This window comes from Streptomyces sp. NPDC021115 (genome assembly GCF_044333065.1).
In the GTDB taxonomy this organism is placed as follows: Bacteria; Actinomycetota; Actinomycetes; order Streptomycetales; family Streptomycetaceae; genus Streptomyces.
In genome coordinates this window covers 243,544-264,000 of sequence record NZ_JBIRQF010000011.1, presented here as the reverse complement: position 1 = coordinate 264,000, position 20,457 = coordinate 243,544, and the positions used below count along the sequence as shown (strand labels likewise).

The 20,457-nt window shown below is 70.1% G+C and carries 19 protein-coding genes and 4 pseudogenes; 11 read left to right on the top strand and 12 right to left on the bottom strand.

What is annotated here, in order from left to right:
* Positions 1-10: 10 nt before the first annotated feature.
* Complete coding sequence (locus tag ACH4TL_RS30020; RefSeq protein WP_398322032.1) at positions 11-1,315, top strand: MFS transporter; 1,305 nt, start codon at positions 11-13, stop codon at positions 1,313-1,315.
* 47 nt (positions 1,316-1,362) lie between these two features.
* Here ACH4TL_RS30020 and ACH4TL_RS30015 read toward each other — a convergent pair whose 3' ends face one another.
* From ACH4TL_RS30015 to ACH4TL_RS30005, 3 genes are all read right to left on the bottom strand, one after another.
* Positions 1,363-1,905 carry a PucR family transcriptional regulator gene (locus tag ACH4TL_RS30015; RefSeq protein WP_398322029.1) on the bottom strand — a complete coding sequence of 181 codons (543 nt, stop codon included), beginning with the start codon at positions 1,903-1,905 and terminating at the stop codon, positions 1,363-1,365.
* A gap of 356 nt (positions 1,906-2,261) precedes the next feature.
* Positions 2,262-2,435, bottom strand: coding sequence for a hypothetical protein (locus tag ACH4TL_RS30010; protein WP_398322026.1), 174 nt, complete (start codon positions 2,433-2,435; stop codon positions 2,262-2,264).
* Positions 2,436-2,493: 58 nt separating this feature from the next.
* Positions 2,494-2,994, bottom strand: a complete 501-nt coding sequence (locus ACH4TL_RS30005) for a MarR family winged helix-turn-helix transcriptional regulator (RefSeq protein WP_398322023.1) — start codon at positions 2,992-2,994, stop codon at positions 2,494-2,496.
* 231 nt (positions 2,995-3,225) lie between these two features.
* Between ACH4TL_RS30005 and ACH4TL_RS30000 the strand changes: the two genes are divergently transcribed.
* On the top strand, positions 3,226-4,170 hold the full coding sequence (locus ACH4TL_RS30000) for an NADP-dependent oxidoreductase (RefSeq protein WP_398322020.1): 945 nt from the start codon (positions 3,226-3,228) through the stop codon (positions 4,168-4,170).
* A 234-nt stretch (positions 4,171-4,404) separates the two neighbouring features.
* A pseudogene (locus ACH4TL_RS29995) lies at positions 4,405-5,228 on the top strand (helix-turn-helix transcriptional regulator).
* A gap of 8 nt (positions 5,229-5,236) precedes the next feature.
* Here the strand turns inward: ACH4TL_RS29995 and ACH4TL_RS29990 are convergent.
* From ACH4TL_RS29990 to ACH4TL_RS29965, 6 genes and pseudogenes are all read right to left on the bottom strand, one after another.
* Positions 5,237-5,455 (bottom strand): annotated as a pseudogene (locus ACH4TL_RS29990) (IS701 family transposase); the annotation flags it as partial.
* Between the two features lie 70 nt (positions 5,456-5,525).
* Positions 5,526-5,849 carry an MFS transporter gene (locus ACH4TL_RS29985; protein WP_398322017.1) on the bottom strand — a complete coding sequence of 108 codons (324 nt, stop codon included), beginning with the start codon at positions 5,847-5,849 and terminating at the stop codon, positions 5,526-5,528.
* Between the two features lie 8 nt (positions 5,850-5,857).
* A complete protein-coding gene (locus ACH4TL_RS29980; protein ID WP_398425374.1) occupies positions 5,858-6,259 on the bottom strand; it encodes an MFS transporter in 402 nt (133 codons plus the stop codon).
* Entirely contained in the window at positions 6,160-6,660 is a 501-nt protein-coding gene (locus tag ACH4TL_RS29975; RefSeq protein ID WP_398322014.1) for an MFS transporter, read from the bottom strand. The genes ACH4TL_RS29980 and ACH4TL_RS29975 overlap by 100 nt, the downstream gene beginning before the upstream one ends.
* 64 nt (positions 6,661-6,724) lie before the next feature.
* Positions 6,725-7,033, bottom strand: a pseudogene (locus tag ACH4TL_RS29970) (hypothetical protein); the annotation flags it as partial.
* Positions 7,034-7,311: 278 nt separating this feature from the next.
* Positions 7,312-8,205, bottom strand: a complete 894-nt coding sequence (locus ACH4TL_RS29965; RefSeq protein ID WP_398322011.1) for an oxidoreductase — start codon at positions 8,203-8,205, stop codon at positions 7,312-7,314.
* Between the two features lie 171 nt (positions 8,206-8,376).
* Between ACH4TL_RS29965 and ACH4TL_RS29960 the strand changes: the two genes are divergently transcribed.
* Positions 8,377-9,288 (top strand): LysR family transcriptional regulator, encoded by a 912-nt coding sequence (locus tag ACH4TL_RS29960; protein WP_398322008.1) that lies wholly within the window; start codon positions 8,377-8,379, stop codon positions 9,286-9,288.
* Positions 9,289-9,392: 104 nt separating this feature from the next.
* Here the strand turns inward: ACH4TL_RS29960 and ACH4TL_RS29955 are convergent, their stop codons facing one another.
* Positions 9,393-10,766, bottom strand: coding sequence for an MFS transporter (locus tag ACH4TL_RS29955; RefSeq protein ID WP_398322005.1), 1,374 nt, complete (start codon positions 10,764-10,766; stop codon positions 9,393-9,395).
* A gap of 159 nt (positions 10,767-10,925) precedes the next feature.
* Here ACH4TL_RS29955 and ACH4TL_RS29950 point away from each other — a divergent pair, with 159 nt between their 5' ends.
* From ACH4TL_RS29950 to ACH4TL_RS29920, 7 genes and pseudogenes are all read left to right on the top strand, one after another.
* The gene (locus tag ACH4TL_RS29950; protein WP_398322002.1) at positions 10,926-11,687 is read left to right on the top strand and encodes an IclR family transcriptional regulator; all 762 of its coding nucleotides are present in this window, start codon (positions 10,926-10,928) and stop codon (positions 11,685-11,687) included.
* Positions 11,684-12,895 (top strand): CaiB/BaiF CoA transferase family protein, encoded by a 1,212-nt coding sequence (locus ACH4TL_RS29945; protein ID WP_398321999.1) that lies wholly within the window; start codon positions 11,684-11,686, stop codon positions 12,893-12,895. The genes ACH4TL_RS29950 and ACH4TL_RS29945 overlap by 4 nt, the downstream gene beginning before the upstream one ends.
* The gene (locus ACH4TL_RS29940) at positions 12,892-13,725 is read left to right on the top strand and encodes a citryl-CoA lyase (protein WP_398321996.1); all 834 of its coding nucleotides are present in this window, start codon (positions 12,892-12,894) and stop codon (positions 13,723-13,725) included. The genes ACH4TL_RS29945 and ACH4TL_RS29940 overlap by 4 nt, the downstream gene beginning before the upstream one ends.
* Before the next feature lie 96 nt (positions 13,726-13,821).
* A complete protein-coding gene (locus ACH4TL_RS29935) occupies positions 13,822-14,292 on the top strand; it encodes a DIP1984 family protein (RefSeq protein ID WP_398321993.1) in 471 nt (156 codons plus the stop codon).
* 412 nt (positions 14,293-14,704) lie between these two features.
* Complete coding sequence (locus tag ACH4TL_RS29930) at positions 14,705-15,538, top strand: PIG-L family deacetylase (RefSeq protein ID WP_398321990.1); 834 nt, start codon at positions 14,705-14,707, stop codon at positions 15,536-15,538.
* A 754-nt stretch (positions 15,539-16,292) separates the two neighbouring features.
* Positions 16,293-16,967, top strand: a complete 675-nt coding sequence (locus tag ACH4TL_RS29925; RefSeq protein ID WP_398321987.1) for a hypothetical protein — start codon at positions 16,293-16,295, stop codon at positions 16,965-16,967.
* A 184-nt stretch (positions 16,968-17,151) separates the two neighbouring features.
* Positions 17,152-18,573 (top strand): annotated as a pseudogene (locus ACH4TL_RS29920) (M1 family metallopeptidase).
* Positions 18,574-18,647: 74 nt separating this feature from the next.
* Here the strand turns inward: ACH4TL_RS29920 and ACH4TL_RS29915 are convergent.
* On the bottom strand, positions 18,648-19,373 hold the full coding sequence (locus ACH4TL_RS29915; protein WP_398321984.1) for a DUF4232 domain-containing protein: 726 nt from the start codon (positions 19,371-19,373) through the stop codon (positions 18,648-18,650).
* Positions 19,374-19,484: 111 nt separating this feature from the next.
* Positions 19,485-20,396 (bottom strand): DUF1396 domain-containing protein, encoded by a 912-nt coding sequence (locus ACH4TL_RS29910; RefSeq protein ID WP_398321981.1) that lies wholly within the window; start codon positions 20,394-20,396, stop codon positions 19,485-19,487.
* Positions 20,397-20,457: the final 61 nt, after the last annotated feature.

Genomic DNA, 20,457 nt, shown 5'->3' with positions numbered 1-20,457 from the left:
GGAGTCACCCGTGTCCATACCCGCGCCCAATGCCACGCCCGTCGCGGCCGCCCGCGCCGAAACCGGTCCGGAACGATCCGCCCGGCTGACCGGTCAGCGTTTCGGCGGCGTCTTCACCGCCCTCTACATCCTCGCCATCATCGGCGTCTGGATCGCCCTGCTCACACCCGCCTCGGTCACGCTGTCCCTGCGCATCGCCGACCTCGACCCCGAGGGCAAGACGTCGTCACTGGCCTTGGTGGCGGGCGTCGGAGCGATATTCGCGATGGTCGCCAACCCGGTCTTCGGACACTTCAGCGACCGCTGCACCTCCCGGTGGGGACGGCGGCGACCGTTCGTCGTCATCGGCACCCTCGTGGGCGGCGCGTCCCTCTTCGTCATCGGTACGGCCCCCAGCATCCCCGTCGTCCTCGTCGGCTGGTGCCTGACCCAGATCGCGATGAACGCCGCCATGGCCGCCCTCATCGCCATCCTTCCCGACCGCGTGCCGGAGGAACGCCGCGGAACCGTTTCCGGTCTGATGGGCATGACCAACCAGGTCGCCACCGTCAGCGGCACCTTCCTGATCGCGACCACCGGCACCCAGGGCTTGGGCATGTTCATCGTCCCCGCGGCCATCGGACTGGTCCTGGTCCTGATTTTCGCCCTCTACTTGAAGGAAGTCCCCCAGAGGAAGGGCGAGGTGCCTCCCAGGGCGTGGCTGGACATTCCGCGCAGCCTGTGGATCAACCCCCTCCGCCACCGTGACTTCGCCTGGGCGTTCGTCAGCCGCTTCCTCGTGTGGACCGGTAAAGCACTGCTGCTCACCTACAAGACGTACTTCCTGATGGACCACCTCGGATACAGCTCGGACCGGGCCGCCTCGATCCTGAGCTGGGCCATGCTCGTCCTGGCCGTCGGGGTCGTACTCGGCAGCAATGTCAGTGGCTGGCTGTCCGACCGGCTCCAGCGCCGCAAGGTCTTCATCGTGGCGGCGTCTCTGCTGTTCGGTGCCGGTATGGGTGTCATCGCGCTCTGCTCCACGCTGACCGGCTTCATCGTGGGCATCGCCGTCGCCAGCCTGGGACAGGGCGTCTACGTGGGCGTCGACTACGCGCTGGTCGTCTCCGTCCTGCCCGACAGCGAGACCGAGGCAGCCAAGGGCATGGGGCTGTTCAACATCGCCAACGCCCTCCCGCAGAGCGTGGCGCCCGCCATCGCGCCCCTGTTCCTCGCCATCGGAGGCGGCTCGAACTACGCGGTCCTCTACCTCAGCGCCGCGGGATTCGCCCTGCTGGGCGCCTTCGCCGTCATGTTCATCAAAGGGGCCAGGTGATCCGGGCCCCTGCCCCAGCCCCCATCCGACGGGCGTGGGACCGGAGCTCAGAGGTTGGACAGTTGAGCGAGCCGAAGGGCGGCGTGGATTCGGAACCGTGCGGGACCGTTGAGGTCCTGGCCGATGAGGCCGGCGACTTGGTTGAGGCGGTAGTAGAGGGTGGTGCGATGCACGTTCAAGGCTGCCGCGGTCGCGTTGACGTCTCCCTGGCGATCGAGGTAGGCGAGCACGGTCTGGGCCAAGGGGGAGTGTTCTTGGCTGAGGATCACGGCGACGCCTGGATCAATCGCGGCGACGCCGGCGGAGTTCCATTCGTATGAGTAGAACAGACGGTATTCGCCGAGTGCTTCCCAGCAAGCTTGCCGTTCCATCTCCGGCACTCGTGCTGCCACCCGTGCCGTGAATTCGGCTTGGCGGATCGATGTCTGGAGCCCATCGGCGGCGTCACGGAGCGGGCCGCTGAGTCCCACTGCTTCGATGGAAATGCCACGGCGTCCTGCCACCTGGTGCACAGCGATGGCCAGCCGTTGGCATGTCGCCGCGTCTGTGGCCCCCGCCGAGGTGAGAACGACGAGCTTGCCCTCTCGCACCCGAAGGGCTGCACCCGCATCCGCTCGCCGACGCGGTCGGACTGGGCCGCATCGAGCGGCCGTACCGCCACCCCGGCGAACAGCGGCGCCCAGCCGGGATCCAGCGACCACTCGGGATCGGGGGCGACCCGGCTCGCGAGCACGACGAGCGCGTCCTCGGGGAGCCGGAGCAGGAAGGTCTCGCGCAGCCAGGTCTCGAGTCGCTGGCACTGCTCGAAGGTATCGACCAGGAGCACCGCACCGGGCTCGGCGCAGGCCGGTGCGGCGGCCTCCGCCAGGCGTCGCGGATCCGCGTCCAGAAACCGGGCGTCGACCCGCACCACACGGCGCCCGGCGAGCTCCGCCTGCCAGGCGGCCTAGCGCACCAGCGAGGACTTGCCGATGCCGCCGGGCCCGTGGAGATACGCCACGAGCGGAGCGTCCCCCGTCCCCGACAGCATCCGGTCGAGCACCGCCCGCTCCGGTTCCCGGCCCACCAGCGCCCCGGCGCGTGCGTCGGCCAACCGGCCCGCCAGTCCCGTCGCACCCAAACCGGGCTCCTCCTCTCGCCAGGTCCCTCTCGACGTCGAAGTAGACCGGGCCGGGTCCTTATGATCCGGCTTTGCGGCGCGGCGCGGCTGAACGAGGTGGTGTGGAGCGCATGTGGTCGCGCACCGGCGCCAGCAGGCCGGCGAGAGCCTTGACGTCATCGCGCGCAAGCGGCTCGAACAGGAGGCCGCTGACCACCTCGATGTGACCCGGCAGCACCTTCCCGAGCAGCGCGCGTCCGGCGTCGGTGATGGCGACCGTGACGCTCCGCTCATCGTCCGGCGAGGGCGCGCGCACGACCAGGCCCACCTTCTCGAGCAGGCCAACCTGGTAGGTCAGGCCGCTGCGGCTGTAGACAACGCCGTCGGCGAGGTCGGTCATGCGGTGGCTGCCCGTCGGGGAGTCACCGAGGCGGGCCAGCAGCTGGAATTGGATGTAACTGAGGTCGCCGGCTTCGCGTAGCTGTTGCTCGACCGCGTGCCGGAGCAGGTTGGCGACCTCCATGAGGTCGAAGTAGGCGCCGAGTTGCACGGGGTCGAGTGACGGCGGCGACTTGGACATGACCCCAGTGTACTGCTTCGAATTCGAAGATTGGCGTGTGGTGGGGGTGGGCAGGGGGGCGCCGTCCGCGGATCCCGGGGACCGGCCGAGCCGCCGCGGAGCCCGTCGCGGCGACGGGCGCGGGCCGACGGTGGGCGACGTCACTTGCTTCGAATTCGAAGCAGCAGTAACGTGTCCCGCAGTTGCTTCAAGTTCGAAGCAATCAGGCGCGAAGCGAAAGCGAGAACTCCGATGAAGGCAGTGCGTTTCCACGAGTACGGCGGCCCCGAGGTCCTGCGCTACGAGGACGTGGAGCAGCCCGTCCCCGGAGCCGGGCAGGTCCGGATCCGCGTCGCCGCGACGTCGTTCAACTCCGTCGACGGCAACATCCGCGGTGGCTTCATGCGCGGCCCGATCCCGGTGGAGTTACCGCACACCCCCGGCCTCGATGTCGCCGGTACGGTCGACGCGCTGGGCGAAGGCGTGGACGGCCTGGTGGTCGGCGACGAGGTCATCGGGTTCCTGCCGATGGACAAGTCCGGCGCCGCCGCGGAGTACGTCCTCGCGCCGGCCGAGGTCCTGGCAACGGCGCCCAAGGACGTCCCGCTGCCGGACGCCGCGGCGTTGCCGCTGGTGGGGCTCACCGCGTACCAGGCGCTGTTCGACCACGGCAAGCTGACGGCCGGGCAACGCGTGCTGATCAACGGCGCCGGCGGAGCGGTCGGCGGCTACGCCGTACAGCTGGCCAAGGGCGCCAAGGCCCATGTGATCGCCACGGCCGGCCCCCGTAGCGCCGAGGTGGTGAAGTCGGCCGACGCCGACGAGGTCATCGACCACACGGCCACGAGCGTGCCCGACGCGGTGACCGAGCCGGTCGACGTGGTGCTCAACCTCGCGCCGGTCGACCCGGCGCAGCTGGCCGCACTGGTCACCCTGGTCCGACCGGGCGGTGTCGTGGTCAACACGACGGTGTGGATGCCCGCGCCCAGCGACGAAGAGCGCGGCGTGCGCGGCATCGACCTGTTCGTCCGCAGCGACGCCGAACAGCTGTCGCGGCTGGTGGCCCTGGTCGACCGAGGTGAGCTGCGCGTCGCCGTGGCCGAGCGGGCGCAGCTGGCCGAACTGGCGGCGCTGCACGCCCGGGCCGCCGAGGGCGCGGTGCACGGCAAGGTCATCGTCGTCCCGTCCGCCGCCTGACCCCGGAAGGCAGGCACCGTGGCACTCGGCTCGGATCCCGAAATCGCCGCGGCGCACCGGCCCCGATGGCCGGTGCGAAGTCGATCTGGGCCGCCCCTCACTGAAAGATCGAGATCATGACGCTCAGCTTCGACCCCGGAGTAGTCGACGTCCTGGCCCAGTTGGGCGGGCCCGACGCATGAGATCTCGCCGACCGGGCGTTCTCCGGTAGGCGTATTGTTCGCGGAGGCTGAGATGGATCGGGTACTGCTGGCCGATTTTCTCCGGGCGCGCCGGGAGGCGCTGCAGCCGGAGGATGTCGGGCTTCCCCGTGGCTCTAGGCGTCGTACCGGTGGGCTGCGGCGCGAGGAGGTTGCCGCGCTGGCCGGTATGTCGGTCGATTACTACAGCCGGATCGAGCAGCAGCGTGGTCGGTGCCGTCCGAGCGGGTGCTCGCCGCACTCGCCCGGGGCCTGCATCTGAGCCTGAGCGAGCGGGACTACCTCTTCGACCTCGGCGGGCACTCCGCGCCACGACGGGTGCCGCGTGAGGACCACGTCAGCCCGACCATGATGCGCATCATGGAACGGCTCGCGGACACGCCCGCGCTGGTGATGTCCCGGTTCAACGAGACGCTGCTCCAGACTCGCCCGGCGGTTGCTCTGCTGGGCGATTACACCCGGTTCAGCGGGCTGTCCCGCTACCTGGTCTACCGCTGGTTCACCGACCCGGCGCAACGCGACCTCTACCCCGTCGAGGACCACGCCCTGCGGGGCAGGGTCTTCACCGTGGAGCTCCGGGCGGCGTACACGGCGGACACCACGGGCAGGGCCGAGGAGATCGTCACAGCACTGCTGGAGGTCAGCCCCGAGTTCGCCGACCTCTGGCGGCTGCACGAGGTGGACGTCACCCACCATCAGGATCTCAAGCGCTACCGGCACGCGGAGCTGGGCGAGATGGAGCTGTACTGCCAGCGGCTGGTGGACCCCGACCAGGCACAGGAACTCCTGGTCTTCTCCGCCGTACCCGGCTCGCCGAGCTACGAAAAGCTGCAACTCCTCGCAGCCGTGGACGCCTAGTACCGGTTCATACGGCGGTGCCAGCGGGGATAGCGGCGGACCTGGTAGTCGCCGAGGCCGCACTCCTGCTTCGCGCTCTGGAAGCATTCCTTGCTGGCCCCTCGGCTGCCCGTGATGCGGATCAGGTCGTCAAGCGTCGTCTCGGCGGGTTTGGAGGTCTCTTGCGGGCGGGTGACGCTGCGGCGGGCGAGAACCCAGTGACGGCGGTCGGGCCGCCGTGCTGCTCGGGGACAGCGTGATGGTGCGAACTCGGCGACGCCTCCAAACTGGTCGACATCCGTGCTCGGCTACCTCCTCCTACCCCGTGGCAGGCTCCACGGCTCCCGGCCCCGGCGTCGAGGGAGCCGTGGGCTTCGGGCTGCCGGGCAGGAAGAGCGCCACGCCGAGTGTGGTGGCCACCAGCACGGCCGCCCCGACAACCAGGCTGATCCGCATCCCGGTCATGAAGTGGGCAGAGTCGGCGATCAGCGCACCGAGCAGGGCGACTCCGATCGCGCCGCCGAACTGCCGTGCGGCGCTGAGTACTCCGGATGCGAGGCCGGCCCGCTCGTGCGGCACCGACTCCAGCATCGCCGACGCCAACGGTGGGATGGCGAGTCCGCCGCCGATGCCGAGCGGCACCAGCAGGGTCAGCAGCAGGGGGGGTGTCCCGACGGGACGAGGAGCAGGCCCAGGATGCTGACCGTCTGGATGGCCTGGCCCAGGATCAGTGGGAGGCGCGGTCCGTACCGGTTGGTCAGCTTGCCGGCGAGACGATGGACCAGGGTGGTGAAGGCCGTCATCGGAATGAACATCAGTCCCGCGGTGAGCGCCGAGGCTCCGCGGTGTTCCTGGAAGAAGATCGTGAAGACGAAGACCAGGCCGTAGTAGCCGAAGTTCAGGGCGAGACCCGCGCTGGTGCAGACGGCCACCGGGGGAATGCGGAACAACGTCAGCGGAACGGCGGGATCACTCTGCCGGGATTCGACCAGGAGGAACGCGGTTCCGGCGAGTACGGCGACCAGGAAGCCGCAGTCGTCGGGCTCGTCCACCCGCTCGACCCTCCGGTGATGACGGCGAACACCAGGGCGGCCAGGGCGAGTACGGCGGTGACCTGGCCGACGGGGTCCATCGGGGAGTGTCCTCGTGGGGAGCGGGGCGCCCGCAGCATGCCGATGAGTGCGAAGACGCCGACCGGCAGGTTCACAAAGAAGATCCACCGCCAGCCGAGTCCCGTGGTGAGCGCGCCGCCGACAACCGGGCCGGCCGCGACCGCCGCACCACCACCGGCGGTCCACAGTGCTATTCCGCGAGCGCGCTGGGCCGGGGAGTCGTACGCCTGGCGCACCAGGGCGAGTGAGGCAGGCATCATCACAGCGGCTCCGGCTCCCTGTACCGCCCGGGCAGCGATGAGCACAGTGAGGTTGGGGGCCAGCCCGCACAGTGCGGACATCAGTGAAGACGGACAGCCCGATCGTGAAGGCGCGGCTCGCACCGATGCGGTCGGAGATGGCACCGGCCGACAGGAGCAGGGCCGCGAAGAGCAGGGTGTACGCGGTGACCACCCACTGCAGTGCGGAGACCTGGCCGCCCCACTGCTGACCGATGCTCGGCAGGGCGACGTTGACCACGGTGGTGTCCAGCGTGATGACGAAAAAGGCCAGGCAGGCAACCAGCACCGTGGACCGGAGCCCCGGCCGCTTGCCGCCTGCCTCGGGGCCGGACGGGGCACCTCCCCTCACGTCGGCTGCAGGCTGCCCGTTCGCTTCGGTTTCTTCACCGGGGAGTGCCACCCCCTCGTCACTCACGCCACCGTTGCGGTCCATGGATCTTCCCTCCAGGTCTTTGCCGGTGCCCGGCGTGCTGCGAATCCCTCGCAGCCGGAACGACCGACGACTGAGTCACTTCCCGTGCGTCTGCCAGGCAGGGCAGCCGACGGGGCCGGCCGCGGGACCGGCGGTGTGCGGATACGGAGGACGAGCCGCCCGGGAGAGTCACGCCCTGGGCTGCCACAGTTCCCGGTGACGGTCTCCCGGCAGGGGCTCTTCCCGCTCCCGCCTCAGCGCTCTGGGACCCACCGCCAGGACCCGACTGCCCGATCCCCTCACTCCTTGTCGAAGTCGGTGCCCCGGCTGACCGCATCCCAGGCGGCCGCCTCCTCGCCGGCGGACTTCAGCTGGGCGGCGATGGCGTCGGCGGCGTCGTTACCGAGGGCCAGTCGCAGCGGGGTCTGCTCGGCGGCCAAAGCGGTCAGGATCGCCGCGGCGGCCTTCTCGGGGTCCCCCGGCTGCTTGCCGTCGCTGTCCGGCAGCCCGGCGCGGACCGGGCCGACCGTCTCCTCGTACGCGTCCAGGGGCGCCGACTGCCGCAGCGCACCGCCGCCGGCGAACCCGGTCCGGAACGCCCCCGGCTCCACGACCAGCACCTTGATCCCGTGCGGGGCGACTTCCAGGGCCAGCGCCTCGGACAGCCCCTCCAGGGCGAACTTGGTGGCCGAGTAGGCGCCGACGCCGGGGAAGGAGAACCGGCCGCCCATGCTGCTCATCTGCACGACAGCGCCCGAGCCCTGGCGGCGCATGTGCGGGAGTACGGCGCGGGTGAGCGCGGCGGGGCCGAAGAAGTGCAGGTCCATCAGGTCGCGGAGCTCGCGGTCGGTGGTCTCCTCGACGGCGCCGACCTGTCCGCGACCGGCGTTGTTGACCAGTACGTCGATTCGCCCGTACCAGAGGATCACTTCGGCGACGATGGCGGTGATGCGGGCCGGGTCGGTGACGTCGAGGGCGACGGGGATGACGCGGTCGGGGTGCTCGGCGGCGAGTCCGTCGAGGGATTCGGGGCGGCGAACGGCGGCCACCACGGTGTCACCGGCGGCTAGGGCCGCCCGCGTGATCGCCTGCCCGAAACCGGAGTTGGCGCCGGTGATCAGCCAGACCCTGCCGGTCGCGGAGCGGGTGGGGGTAGTGGCCGGGGCAGTAGCGGTGCGGACGTTGTCGCTCATGGGGATCTCCAGAGTGGTTCCGGAAGCCGACCGGGCGCCGGCCCGTCGAACACGGCCGAGGCGGTTTCCCGGCGTGCGCCTCCATTACGGCCGCCACTCGGCCCCACCGTCCAAGACAGAGTTCAACACGCTTCATAAAGAGTGTTTATCGTCGCTGGCTATGCTCTCCCCATGGAATTACGGCAGTTGAACTATCTCGTGGCGATCGCCGAGGAAGGGAACCTCGGCCGGGCGGCGGCGCGGCTGCACGTGAGCCAGCCGGCCCTGTCGTACGCGCTGCGGAAGCTGGAGGCGGAACTCGGTGTCCCCCTTTTCGAGCGGCACCCCGGCGGCATGACCCAGACTCCTGCCGGGCGCGATGTGGTGGCCGAGGCGCGCCGGACCGTACGCCAGGCGGACCGTGTCCGCGTCGCGGCGGAACGCCACCGGTGCCAGGATAAGGCAGTGCTCCGGGTCGGCTTCGAGGCAAGCGGCGCGGGCGAGTTGACCACCCGGGCCCGGGCCGAGTTCGCACGCCGCAATCCGGACGTCCGGGTGGAACCGAAACGCTTCGACTGGGGCCAGGAGGCGGCCGCTCTGCGCGACGGCCGGGTGGACGTCGCCTTCGTCTGGCTGCCCGCCGACCTCACCGACCTGCATGCCGAGGTGGTCCACACCGAGCCCCGGGTCGTCGGCCTGCCCGGCGGGCACCCGCTGGCGGGGCGTTCGGGCATCGGCATCCTGGAGGTCAAGGACGAGCCGCTGCTGTGGACGGAGCGGGCGCCACGCGAATGGGTCGACTGGTGGGCGGTGAACCCGAGACCGGACGGTTCCGCACCGCGCTGGGGTCCGAAGAACGACAACGTCGAGGAGATGCTGGAGCAGGTCGCCGAGGGCACCGCGGTCTGCTTCGCTTCGGCGAGCATGGCCCTGTACTACGCCCGCCCCGACCTGTCCTGGGTCCCGCTCACCGACGTCGAACCGCTGAGGGTCGCCATGGCCTGGTACGAGGGCGCGAGCAGCCCCCTCGTAAAGGGTTTCGCCGAGGTGGTACGCGAACTCACCGCCGCTCTGCATCGGTATCCGCCTGGCGCGAGTGAATAGGCCCGCGAGGGGCGTCGGCCCGGCGCCAGCAGGGTTGCCAGGGCCGGGGCCGAGGTCCGGCTCATCGATGTCGCGCGTCACGGGGATCGCTCCGCGGGGGCACATCACTCCGGCGACAGTTCCCTGGCACGGACGCGATCGGCGGGGGCGGGTTCCTGTTCGGTGTGACGGGTCTCCTTGGCCAGCGCCACCGTGACCGCCGTGAGTCCGCTCATCAGGGCGATGAGGACGACGATGCCCGTGATGCTGTGGTCGAACCAGAGCAGCAGTGACGAGGCGAGGAGTGGTGCCAGCCCGCCGGTGAGGACCGTGCCGATGTTGTTCGCGACGCCCACCGCGCTGAAGCGCACCTTGGTGTCGAAGAGTTCGGCGAAGAACGCGGGTTGTGAACCGAGGATCGCGGACTGTCCGATGCCCAGGGTGACCAGCAATGCGAGCCAGGTCGCCCACGGCTGTCCACTTTCGATCAGTTCGAAGAACGGCCAGGCGGCGACGAAGAGCACCAGTGCCCCGCCGATCGAGACGGGGCGGCGTCCGATGCGGTCCGAGAGGGCGCCGAAGGCCGGCACCGTCACGAGTTTCACGGCCGCCGCGACGGCGATGCCGCTGAGCAGTGCCGCGGTGGGCAGGCCGCGGTCCTCGGCGTACGTCACCGAGAAGGTGCCGAAGACGTAGTATCCGGCGTTCTCGCCCGCACCGGCGCCGATGACGATCAGCATCTGCTTCGGGTAGCGGCGCCACGCCTCCACGACGCGGCTGTGCGTGATCCGGCTCCGCAGTGAGCGGTGCTGGACGTTCACGCGGACGCTTGCCCGCTCGAAGTCCGCGGTCTCCTGGAGCGAGCGGCGCACCCACAGCCCGAAGAAGGCGAGTACGGCGCTGGCCAGGAACGGCAATCGCCATCCCCACGACAGGAAGGCGTCTTCCGAGAGCAGGCCGGTGGCGAGGGCGAAGGCTCCGGTGGACAGCAGGGTCCCCGTGCCGGTGCCGATCGCGGGCAGGGAGGTGAGGAAGCCGCGCCACTTGGGCGGCGCGTTCTCGAAGAGGATGATCAGCGCACCGGTCTTCTCACCACCGGCCGCGAAGCCCTGCACGAAGCGCAGCACCGTGAGCAGGACGGGCGCGGCCACGCCTATCTGGCCGTAGGTCGGCAGCAGACCGATCGCCGTCGTCGCCAGGCCCATCAGCAGCAGCGTCACGACCAGGACATCCTTGCGGCCCTTGGTGTCGCCCTTCTCGCCGAAGTACGCGCCGCCGAGCGGCCGGGCGAGGAAGCCGATGGCGAAGGTGCCGTACGCCAGGATCGTGCCGACCAGCGGATCGCTGTCCGGGAAGTAGACCTTGTTGAAGACCAGGGCCGCCGCGGTGCCGTAGAGGGCGAAGTCGTACCACTCCACTGTGGTGCCGAAGACCGCCGCCAGGGCGATCTTCGGCTGGAACACCGGCCTGTCACTGGGCACTTCGCTCACGGAACTCATCCGGGGGACTCCTTCGTCACCTTCGGGTACACCACCCCGGTACCACTAGGTGGTTCTCTTGTGCTGCAGAATGGTTCGGTGATGTTATGGAGGCGCCCACCCCCTGGCAAGGGGTCGGCGGCGACCATTTCCCATTGCTTCCGACCGCAGGAGGAGCCCATGCCCGAGCCCGACGCGGGAGGCGTCCGCAGCGTGCAGCGCGCCGTGGAGCTGCTGGCGCTGTACGACACCGAGCACCCCAGCCGCACGGTTCGCGAGCTGGTCGACGCGACCGGCCTGGCCAAATCCACCGTCGTACGGCTCGTCCACACCCTGGAACAGTGCGGTCTGCTGTGGAGCCGCGGCGACGGCCGGACGGTCCCGGGGCCGGGCCTTCTCCGCTGGGCGGAACTGGCCCGCTCCACCTGGCAACTGCCCGAATCCGCTCTCGTGCTGCTGAAGGAGCTGAGCGAGGTGAGCGGTGGCGAGGCGGTGCATCTGTACGTCCGGCAGCAGGGCGCCCGCGTCTGCGTCGCCCGGCACGAGGGCTCCCGCACGCTGCGGCACGTGGTTCGGGTGGGGGAGGAGATGCCCCTGTGGTCGGGCGCGGCGAGCCATGTCCTGCTCTCCCGCGCCGAACGCGCCGACGTCGAGTCGATCGCGGCCGCGGCCCCGCACGAGGACTGGCCGCGTGTCCTGTGGGAGCGGGCGCAGCAGGCGGCGGTCGACGGCTGGTCCGTCAGCCACGGCGAGCGTGAGGCGGGGGTGTCGGGTGTGGCCGCGCCCGTATTCGACAAGGCGGGCCGGGTGGTCGCCGCGCTCGCGCTGGGCGGCCCCACCGTCCGCTTCACCGAGCAGGCCGTCGCGGAGTTCTCCGGGCCGCTCGTCGAGGCGGCCCGCGCGCTCACCGCGCTCGACTGCGTGGGAGGTGTGTCCCGTTGACCGGCCCCGGCCCCCTTCTCGACGGCGTACGCGTCCTCGACCTGACCAATGTGCTCGCGGGCCCCTTCGCCGGATATCAGCTCGCCCTCCAGGGCGCGGACGTCATCAAGGTCGAGCTGCCCGAATCGGGCGACCTGGCGCGGCAGTTGGGCGCCGACCGGGAGCTGAGCGACGACCTCCTCGGGGCGTCCTTCCTCGCCCAGAACGCGGGCAAGCGGTCCCTCACGCTCAATCTGAAGGACGAGGCGGGGCGCGAGGCGCTGCTCCGTGCCGTACGGGCGGCGGACGTCCTGGTCGAGAACTTCCGGCCGGGGGTGATGGACCGCCTCGGGGTCGGCTGGGACGTGCTGCGTGCCGAGAACCCAGGGCTCGTCTACTGCGCCATCTCCGGCTTCGGGCAGACCGGACCGATGCGCGCCCGCCCCGCGTACGACCAGATCGTGCAGGGCCTGAGCGGCATGATGAGCGTCACCGGCACACCGGAGACCGCCCCGCTGCGCGCCGGGTTCCCGGTCGCGGACACGCTCGGCGGCATGGCCGCCGCCTACGCCATCGCGGCCGCACTGGTACGCCGGGGCCGCTCCGGCGAGGGCGCGTTCCTCGACGTATCGATGCTGGAGGCCGCGCTCACCGCGATGGGCTGGGTCACCTCCAACTACCTCATCACGGGCCGCGCTCCGCAGCCGATGGGCAACGAGAACTTCACGGCCGCCCCGTCGGGAACCTTCCGTACCGCTGACGGGTACCTCAACATCTCGGCCAACCGCCAGCAGCAGTTCGCCACGCTGTGCCGACTGATCGGCCGGGAGGAACTGCTGGAGGACCGGCGCTTCAGCCATCCCGCCGACCGCAAGGCACACCGCGAGCAGCTGCGTGCCGAGGTGGAGCGAGGGCTGTCCCTGCGGACTGCCAAGGAGTGGGAGGACGTCCTGTCCGACGCGGGTGTCCCCGCGGCCCGGGTGCTCTCGGTGCCCGATGCGCTGGAGCTGGAGCAGCTGGCGGCACGGGACTTCGTCCGCAGGCTGCCGTTCCCCGGTGGACGGGAGCGGGCGCTGGACGTACTGGGCAGTCCCGTCCGGGTGGACGGCGAGGCGGTCGGCGCGGCGTTGCCGCCGCCGCTGCTCGGCCAGCACACCGACGATGTGCTGGGCGAACTCGGCTACGGGGAAGAGGAGATCGGCGATTTGCGGAAGCGTGGGGCGATATGAGCGGGACAGGTACGACGGCTACGGAGGACGTGGCGACGGCGGACGCGGTGGTGGAGGAGGCGGTGACGGCCTGGTGGTCCACAGCCGTCAGCCGTATCCGTCCGGGAGAGATACTGCTGCGCGGCTACCCCGTCGAACAGCTCGTCGGACGTGTCACGTTCGCGGAGCAGATCTGGCTGATGCTGCGCGGCGAGCTGCCGAGCCCGGTCCAGGGACGACTCCTCGAGGCGGCACTCGTCGCCGCCGTCGACCACGGCCCGCAAGCGCCGTCCATCGCCGCGGCCCGCATGGCCGCGACCTGCGGAGTCGGTCTCAACAGTGCGGTCGCGACAGGCGCCGGGCTGCTCGGCGACACCCATGGGGGAGCGGGCCAGCAGTGCATGGAGGTACTGGCCCGGATCGTCGAGGGGGAGTCCGCGGACGAGGTCGTCGCCGGGTTCCGTGCCCGTGCGGCGTACGTCCCGGGGTTCGGACACCGTTTCCATCCCCGCGATCCGCGCCGGGACCCGCTGCTGGCGCTGGTGCGTGAGGCTGTCGACGCGGGCGAGGTCCCCGGCCGTGCCCTGGCGGCGGGCCTCGCACTGGAGGAATCGCTGGCCCGCGGGCGTACGAAGCCGGTTCCGATGAACATCGACGGCGCCACCGCGATCGTCTATGCCGAGCTGGGCTTCCCCGCCGAGCTGGGCAGGGGCCTGTTCGTCCTGTCCCGGAGCGTGGGAATCCTGGCCCACGCGTGGGAGGAGCACGAGGGCGGGGCACGGATCAAGGGACCACTGCCTCCACCACTTCTCGCGGCCTACGACGGCGAACCGGCGCGCGACTACGTTTAGCGGAGCCCGCCCGCGACGGCACAAGAATTCAGATGCGTAGGAGGGGGTTCGCACTCGATACTCGTGCGAACTGATGAACGGGGAGGCGGAGAGTTTTTGAAGCTTGCTGAGGCACTGGCAGAACGTGCGGAGGCGACGCGCCGAGTGGAACAGCTGCGGGCGCGCATCGTCAGCAGTGCGCGGTACCAGGAAGGGGAGACACCCGCCGAGGACGCGGCTCAGCTGCTGGCTGAGGCCGGTGAGGTGCTCGACGCTCTGGAAACGTTGATCCGGCGGATCAACCGGACCAATGCCACCGTGGAGATGGGTCCGGACGGCACGCTCACCGATGCCCTCGCACGTCGGGATGTACTGCGGTTGCGTCACTCCCTGGTCACCGCGGCGGCGGACGCGGCGGTGGGCAAGGGTGAGCGGGGATACGGCCGGCAGCTCCGGTCCGAGCTGATGATGCTTTCCGCGCTTCCGGTCGCGGAACTGCGCGGTCGGGCGGATGTACTCGCCCGGGAGATCCGAGAGGTCGATGTGCGGATCCAGCGTACGAACTGGGAGGTCGATCTGCTGGACTGAGTGGTCCAGCAAGCTGGGACGATGCGGAGCAGGTAGCGGCTTCGGAGGCGTGCACACACCGAGGGCTGGCGGTTTTCCAGCCCACTCCTGGTGCGTGAGGAGCAACGCGGGGGTTCGATTCCCCAAGCGACAGTGCAGCTCAGTACCGCGTACAGGTAAAGGTGCACATTGCACAGCACATCACCACGTGCAGATCCGAGGCGGCGAGGGTGGGTTCGGGGCTTTCCGCATCACGGCATCCCGGAGAACGACGATCGTCGGTCAGGAAGGCCAAACGGCCGCGTGGGGAACAGCCGTCCCGGCGGTGCGGTTGCATCGACCGAGGGACCGGCCCACCTGGATCCGGGCCCCAGGACCGCGGTATGCCCGCCGCGCACTTGGATCACGACGTATTCCGCTGGAGGACTGTTCCATGACTGACCGGCCCTTGACGCTCATGGCCGTACACGCCCACCCCGACGACGAGGCCACCGGAACCGGAGGGGTCCTGGCGCGGTACGCGGCGGAGGGCATCCGGACGGTTCTCGTCACGTGTACCGACGGCGGCTGCGGTGACGGACCGGGGGGTGTCAAGCCGGGCGATCCCGGGCACGATCCGGCGGCCGTCGCCGCGATGCGCCGTCAAGAGCTCAAGGCGAGCTGTGACGTCCTGAAGATCAGCGATCTGGAGATGCTGGACTACGCCGACTCCGGGATGGTGGGCTGGCCGAGCAACGACGCCCCCGGATCCTTCTGGCAGACCCCCGTGGAGGAAGGCGCCGCCCGACTCGCGGAACTCATGCGGCACTACCGGCCCGATGTGGTCGTCACCTACGACGAGAACGGCTTCTACGGCCACCCCGACCACATCCAGGCCCACCGCATCACGATGGCGGCGCTGGAGATGACCACGCTGACACCGAAGGTGTACTGGACGACGATGCCCCGCTCGATGATGCAGCGGTTCGGGGAGACCATGCGCGAGTTCGATGAGGACATGCCGGAGCCGGACCCTGCCGAGGCCGCCGCGATGGCCGAGATCGGCCTCCCCGACGACGAGATCACCACGTGGGTGGACACCACCGCGTTCAGCGGCCAGAAGTTCGATGCGCTGGCCGCGCACGCCAGTCAGGGCGAGAACATCTTCTTCCTCAAGATGGGCAAGGAGAGGTTCGGTGAGCTGATGGGCATGGAGACGTACGTACGTGTCAAGGACGCCACCGGCGCCGCCGTACCGGAGAAGGATCTCTTCGCCGGACTGCGCTGACCCGTCCTGGCCGCTCGGCTACGCGGAAGACGGCCGGATCGTGTGCCGGTTCGGCCGGGCCGGGAGCACGAGCGCACCGGTGTGGATCCCGGTCGGCTCGCCGGGCCCATGCGGGAGGCGGGCGGGCTCGGCCCCGCGCCGACGTCCTCGACGGGCCGCTCCTTGCCGTCCGGCTGGCGGGGGACGTCGCGATGCCGTAGGTCTTCGGGGCCGAGCGCTGGGTGGTCAGGGCTTGGGCCCGCGAGCGTTGTGCTCGGTCCCGGTCAGGTCGTCGGCCGGGACCACGCACCGCTTCGCCAGTCGACGGAGAACCCGACACCCATACCCGAGCTGTCGGAGACCAGTACGTCCAAGTAGCCTTCCGCGCTCGACCTTGAGCATGTAGTGGTCGGTTCCTCTGCAACGCCCGCCCAGTGAAGGTCGTGCAGCACCTTCTCGGCGAGTCCTTCGACGTTGGACACCTTGCCTCCTCTTCGAGCACACGAGCCCCAGCGCCGGAACCTGGCGGAACGAGATCGCGCCGGGAGGCCGATATCGGCCAGGTATGGCCGATATCGGGCTGCTCGTTGGCCTGATGTGCCCTGGATACTCTTGCCGTTGCTGCCGCGCGCTGTCGGCGCGGCGCCTCACCTCGGTTTTCCTCTGTTCTTCTCTGTTCCATCGCACCAATCTGGAATTCAGTGATGGTCATTCACGCTCGTGGAACGGTTCGGCACCTTTTCCGGATCAAGCGAAGACATCCTGGGAGACACACGTGAGAAAGCTGAAGCTGGGCAGTAGATCGGCCCGATTAGCCTCCACGCTGGCGGTCGGCATACTGATGGTGACCGGCCTGTCGGCCACGTCGGCCAGCGCCTCGTCGTCCTCGGCCAATGCCTCGCCCGAGCTGGGCGTTCGGTTCTACCCCGACGGGGACGGCCAGTGCGACGGGCCGACGAACCCGCCGGAGCGGTGGTTCACTGCGGCCGACTGGAGCACCCCCATCCGCTTGGACACCGACAACCGCGCGGGGGGCTGTCAGCTGGCCTTCGGCCTCTACGACCCGTCGAACTCCCTCGCGGGCCTGACCGCCACCTACAAGTGGGAGGCGGAGCCCGGTAGCGACGACACCCAGTGCGAGAACGGGGGCCTGAAGACGATCCCGATCAACTCCTCCTTCAGGACGTTCGCCGACCCCATCCGGGTGGACACCGACGGCCGGGCGGGCTGGTGCAACCTCACCTTCGCCCTGTCCGGTCGCTCGGACATCATCCTCGAGGTGCAGTGGTACGGCGACGACGGCGGCGATGCCAAGGGACAGTGCAAGAACACCCGCCCGAAGAACACCTCGCAAATTGTCCAGGAGGGGCGTCCCGTGACGCTGGGCGACGACACTGACGGCCGCGCCGGCGGCTGCTACCTGTCGCTCCGCCTGAACCGCACGTTCTAGCTTCTGTCCCACGGACGTTGATTGAGCGGTGCCGTGCTCGTGCCCCCGGCACCATAAGCGAAGCAACCACCCGCAACCCGCCCTCCGGCCTGCGCGGCCGGGGGGCACCTTGCTCCCCCGTAAGCGACAGGAGACGATTCGGCGGGATTCGGCTGGCGCGGTTGCCTAATCTGAGGAGCCTCCGATCGCACGCCACCCCCCAAGGAGCGCGCACGTGACCCACTCCCGCATACGCACCGCCGCCACCGTCCCGGTCGCCGTGGCGGTCCTGCTCACGGCCGCCGGGCCCGCCACCGCTGACGGACGGGCGGGCGCCCCCGGCGTCGGCGACCCGTACTTCCCGCTCGCCGGGAACGGCGGCTACCACGTCGCACACTACGGACTGACGCTCGGTTACGACCCGTCGAGCCGACACCTCACCGGCAAGGCGGTGCTCACCGCCCGCGCCACCCAGCGCCTGAACCGCTTCGACCTCGATCTCAAGGGGTTGAAGATCACCGGTCTGACCGTCGACCGGGCCAGGTCGGCGTACCAGCGCAGCGGTCAGGAACTCGTCGTCACGCCCCGGCGCGCCCTGCGCAAGGGCCAGCGGTTCCGCGTCACCGTCACCTACCAGGGCAAGCCCGCCCCGGTCACCGACCCCGACGGCTCCCTCGACGGCTGGATCCCCACCGACGACGGCGCGTTCGTCGCCGGGGAACCCCAGGGCGCCATGACCTGGTTCCCCGCCAACAACCACCCGCTCGACAAGTCGTCGTACGACATCACGATCACCGTCCCCAAGGGCCGCACCGCCGTCTCCAACGGCGTCCTGCTCGGCCGGAGCAGCCACAAGGGGAAGACCACCTTCCGCTGGCGCCAGACCGCACCCATGGCCGCCTACCTCGCCACCGCGACCATCGGGAAGTTCAAGGTAAAGCAGTACACGACCCGCGACGGCATCGAGGTCTACGACGCCGTCGACCCGCGCGAGGCCGCCGCCTCCGCGCCCGTGCTGAAGAAGCTGCCGAGCGTGCTGGAGTGGGAGAGCAAGCTGTTCGGGCCCTACCCGTACCGCGCCGCCGGGTCCATCGTCGACCACGCGCCCGACGTCGGCTACGCCCTGGAGACCCAGACCCGGCCCGTCTACAGCCGCGCCCCGGGCCTCGGCACCCTCGTCCATGAGAACGCCCACCAGTGGTTCGGCGACTCCGTCTCCCTCACCTCCTGGAAGGACATCTGGCTCAACGAGGGCTTCGCCAGCTACGCCCAGTGGCTCTACGACGAGCAGCACGGCGGCGCCAGCGCCTAGGAGACGTTCGACGACCTGTACGCCACCCCCGCGGGCGATTCCCTGTGGGCGTTCCCGCCCGGCAACCCCGGCAGCGGCGCCAAGATCTTCGACCGCCCCGTCTATGACCGCGGAGCCATGGCCCTGCACGCCCTGCGCACGGCCGTCGGCGACCGGGTCTTCTTCCGCGTCCTGCGCGCCTGGGCCGTACAGCACCGCTACGGACACGGCACCACCGACCGGTTCGAGCGCCTCGCGGAGCGGGAGTCAGGGAAGAACCTCGGTCCGCTGTTCCACAAGTGGCTGTACGCCCAGGGGAAGCCCCGCACCCGCTGAGACGGCCACCACCGTCCGCTGTCGCGGTGTGACGTACCGGGGCGGCGGACGGTGGTGGCACAGCTCCGAGCTGGTCAGCCGATGGGGTTGACGAAGGTGCCGGGGCGGGTCGCGCTGCGCTGGTCGACGAGCGAGTCGGACTCCCAGGGCCACTCGATCTTGAGGGCCTTGGTCTCGTTGGGCGGGGTGATCTCGACCCAGGCCGGCTGGTAGAAGCCCTCTTCCTCCTTGGTGAAGGCGAGGTTGAGGGTGAACTCGGTGCTCTGGCCGGCCGCCACCTCCACGGGGCTCGGCTTCTGCGAGGAGCGGGTCAGGGACCAGCGCTCGCCGCCGTTCACCGAGGTCAGGTCCACACCGGGGAAGCCGTTGAGCTTGCAGGAGCTGGTGCCCTTGTTGATCAGGGTGATGGTGGCGGTCGTCGAGCCGTCCGCGCCCTCCTCCGGGACCGGAAGCGCGTCCTCGCCCGTGGCGAAGGCGGCTTCCAGGTTGTCGGTGCGGCAGCGCTCGACGCCCGCGTGCGCGCTGCCGCCGCCTTCCTGCCCGCTGCCCGACTGATCCCCCGAAGCGCCCGCCTCCGAGCCCCCCTTGTCCTCGGCGTCAGAACCCTGCGCACCGCCGGAGGAACCCGAGGAGCTGCCGGACCCGGCCGGAGCCGTGTCGGACTGGCCCGCGGACTTCGCGTCGTCGGCCTCCGAGCCGTTGCAGGCCGTCAGGGTCAGGGCGGCGGCCGCGGTCAGGACAGCGGCGGCGGCGCGGAGGCTGCGACGGCGGGCGGTGCGGGCAGTGGTGTTGGAGCGCATTTCGGGTCCCCCGGAGAGGTCGGTGTCGTGGTCCGTTCGGTACGACAACCACTCTGGCCAGGGCCGCTACCGCAACACTGCCGCCCCGCTAACACCCGGCTAACACGATGGTCAGTCCGCCAGGCCCCGGGTCAGGTCGGCCAGGTCGAAGGTGTCGCTCGCGGGCGGGGCCTCCACCGTGACCGGCTTGTTGATGTCCAAGACGGTGATCGTCACGTCGAGCTGGTTGCCGTCGTCGTTCTTGCCGCGCGTGCGGAACCGCTTCGTGTGGCTGTCCTGGTCGATCCACATGTCCATGGCCAGGCGGTCGACGCCCAGGTCCTCGTACTGCCGCAGGCTCTTCTCACGGCGCTTACGGGTCTCGGCGTCCTCGTCCTTCAGGCTCGCGCGCATCTGGGCGAGGGTGACCGTGCCGCGGTAGTGGGTGGTCCGGACGCCGTCGATGGTCTCGTCGCCGATCCGTCGCACGTTGTCGGAGTCGGAGAGGAAAGTGGACTCCTCGGCCGGATTCTTGTCGGCCCGGTCGGTGAGGGCGCCCTGTCCCGCCGCGCCGGTGCCGCCCTTACCCATGGCCGAGGAGTCGGTCGCGAGCCAGCTCTTGCCGTCGAGTTCGGGGGAGGACTCCTCGTCGAACCCGGCCTTGATGGCGCCGCCTCCGAGGTACAGCTTGCCTCCGGTGAGCCGGAACTCCACCGACATGTCCGGGCCCTGGTCGAGCGAGCGCGCCTTCATCCACATCGCGGGCGGGTCGAAGGTCATGGCTCCTTCGCCCTCGACCCCGCCGTCCTCGAGGGTGGTGCCGGACATCCGGTAGCTCATCGAGGTGAGCTTCTCGGTCTTCTTCGCCGCCGCTCGCACGGCCGCCGCGGGCGCCATGCGCGGCTCCTCCGCACCGGACTTCCCCGCACCGGACTTCCCCGCACCACAGCCCGCCGCTCCGGCACACAGCAGCGCGGCGGCGAACACCGCGCCCGCCGCTCTGCTGCGTCTGCTGCCCGGTCCGGTGCCCAAGACGATGCCCATATCCCCCACCCCTTGCAGAACTTGCGTTCGTTTTTGAACGATGTCGGGACATTAGCGCACG

Bases quoted from the DNA above. Each gene is read 5' to 3' on its own strand.
- ACH4TL_RS30005 (WP_398322023.1), bottom strand. From the start codon at position 2,994: ATGTCCAAGTCGCCGCCGTCACTCGACCCCGTGCAACTCGGCGCCTAC.
- ACH4TL_RS30000 (WP_398322020.1), top strand. From the start codon at position 3,226: ATGAAGGCAGTGCGTTTCCACGAGTACGGCGGCCCCGAGGTCCTGCGC.
- ACH4TL_RS29975 (WP_398322014.1), bottom strand. From the start codon at position 6,660: ATGTCCGCACTGTGCGGGCTGGCCCCCAACCTCACTGTGCTCATCGCT.
- ACH4TL_RS29965 (WP_398322011.1), bottom strand. From the start codon at position 8,205: ATGAGCGACAACGTCCGCACCGCTACTGCCCCGGCCACTACCCCCACC.
- ACH4TL_RS29960 (WP_398322008.1), top strand. From the start codon at position 8,377: ATGGAATTACGGCAGTTGAACTATCTCGTGGCGATCGCCGAGGAAGGG.
- ACH4TL_RS29955 (WP_398322005.1), bottom strand. From the start codon at position 10,766: ATGAGTTCCGTGAGCGAAGTGCCCAGTGACAGGCCGGTGTTCCAGCCG.
- ACH4TL_RS29950 (WP_398322002.1), top strand. From the start codon at position 10,926: ATGCCCGAGCCCGACGCGGGAGGCGTCCGCAGCGTGCAGCGCGCCGTG.
- ACH4TL_RS29940 (WP_398321996.1), top strand. From the start codon at position 12,892: ATGAGCGGGACAGGTACGACGGCTACGGAGGACGTGGCGACGGCGGAC.
- ACH4TL_RS29930 (WP_398321990.1), top strand. From the start codon at position 14,705: ATGACTGACCGGCCCTTGACGCTCATGGCCGTACACGCCCACCCCGAC.
- ACH4TL_RS29915 (WP_398321984.1), bottom strand. From the start codon at position 19,373: ATGCGCTCCAACACCACTGCCCGCACCGCCCGCCGTCGCAGCCTCCGC.
- ACH4TL_RS29910 (WP_398321981.1), bottom strand. From the start codon at position 20,396: ATGGGCATCGTCTTGGGCACCGGACCGGGCAGCAGACGCAGCAGAGCG.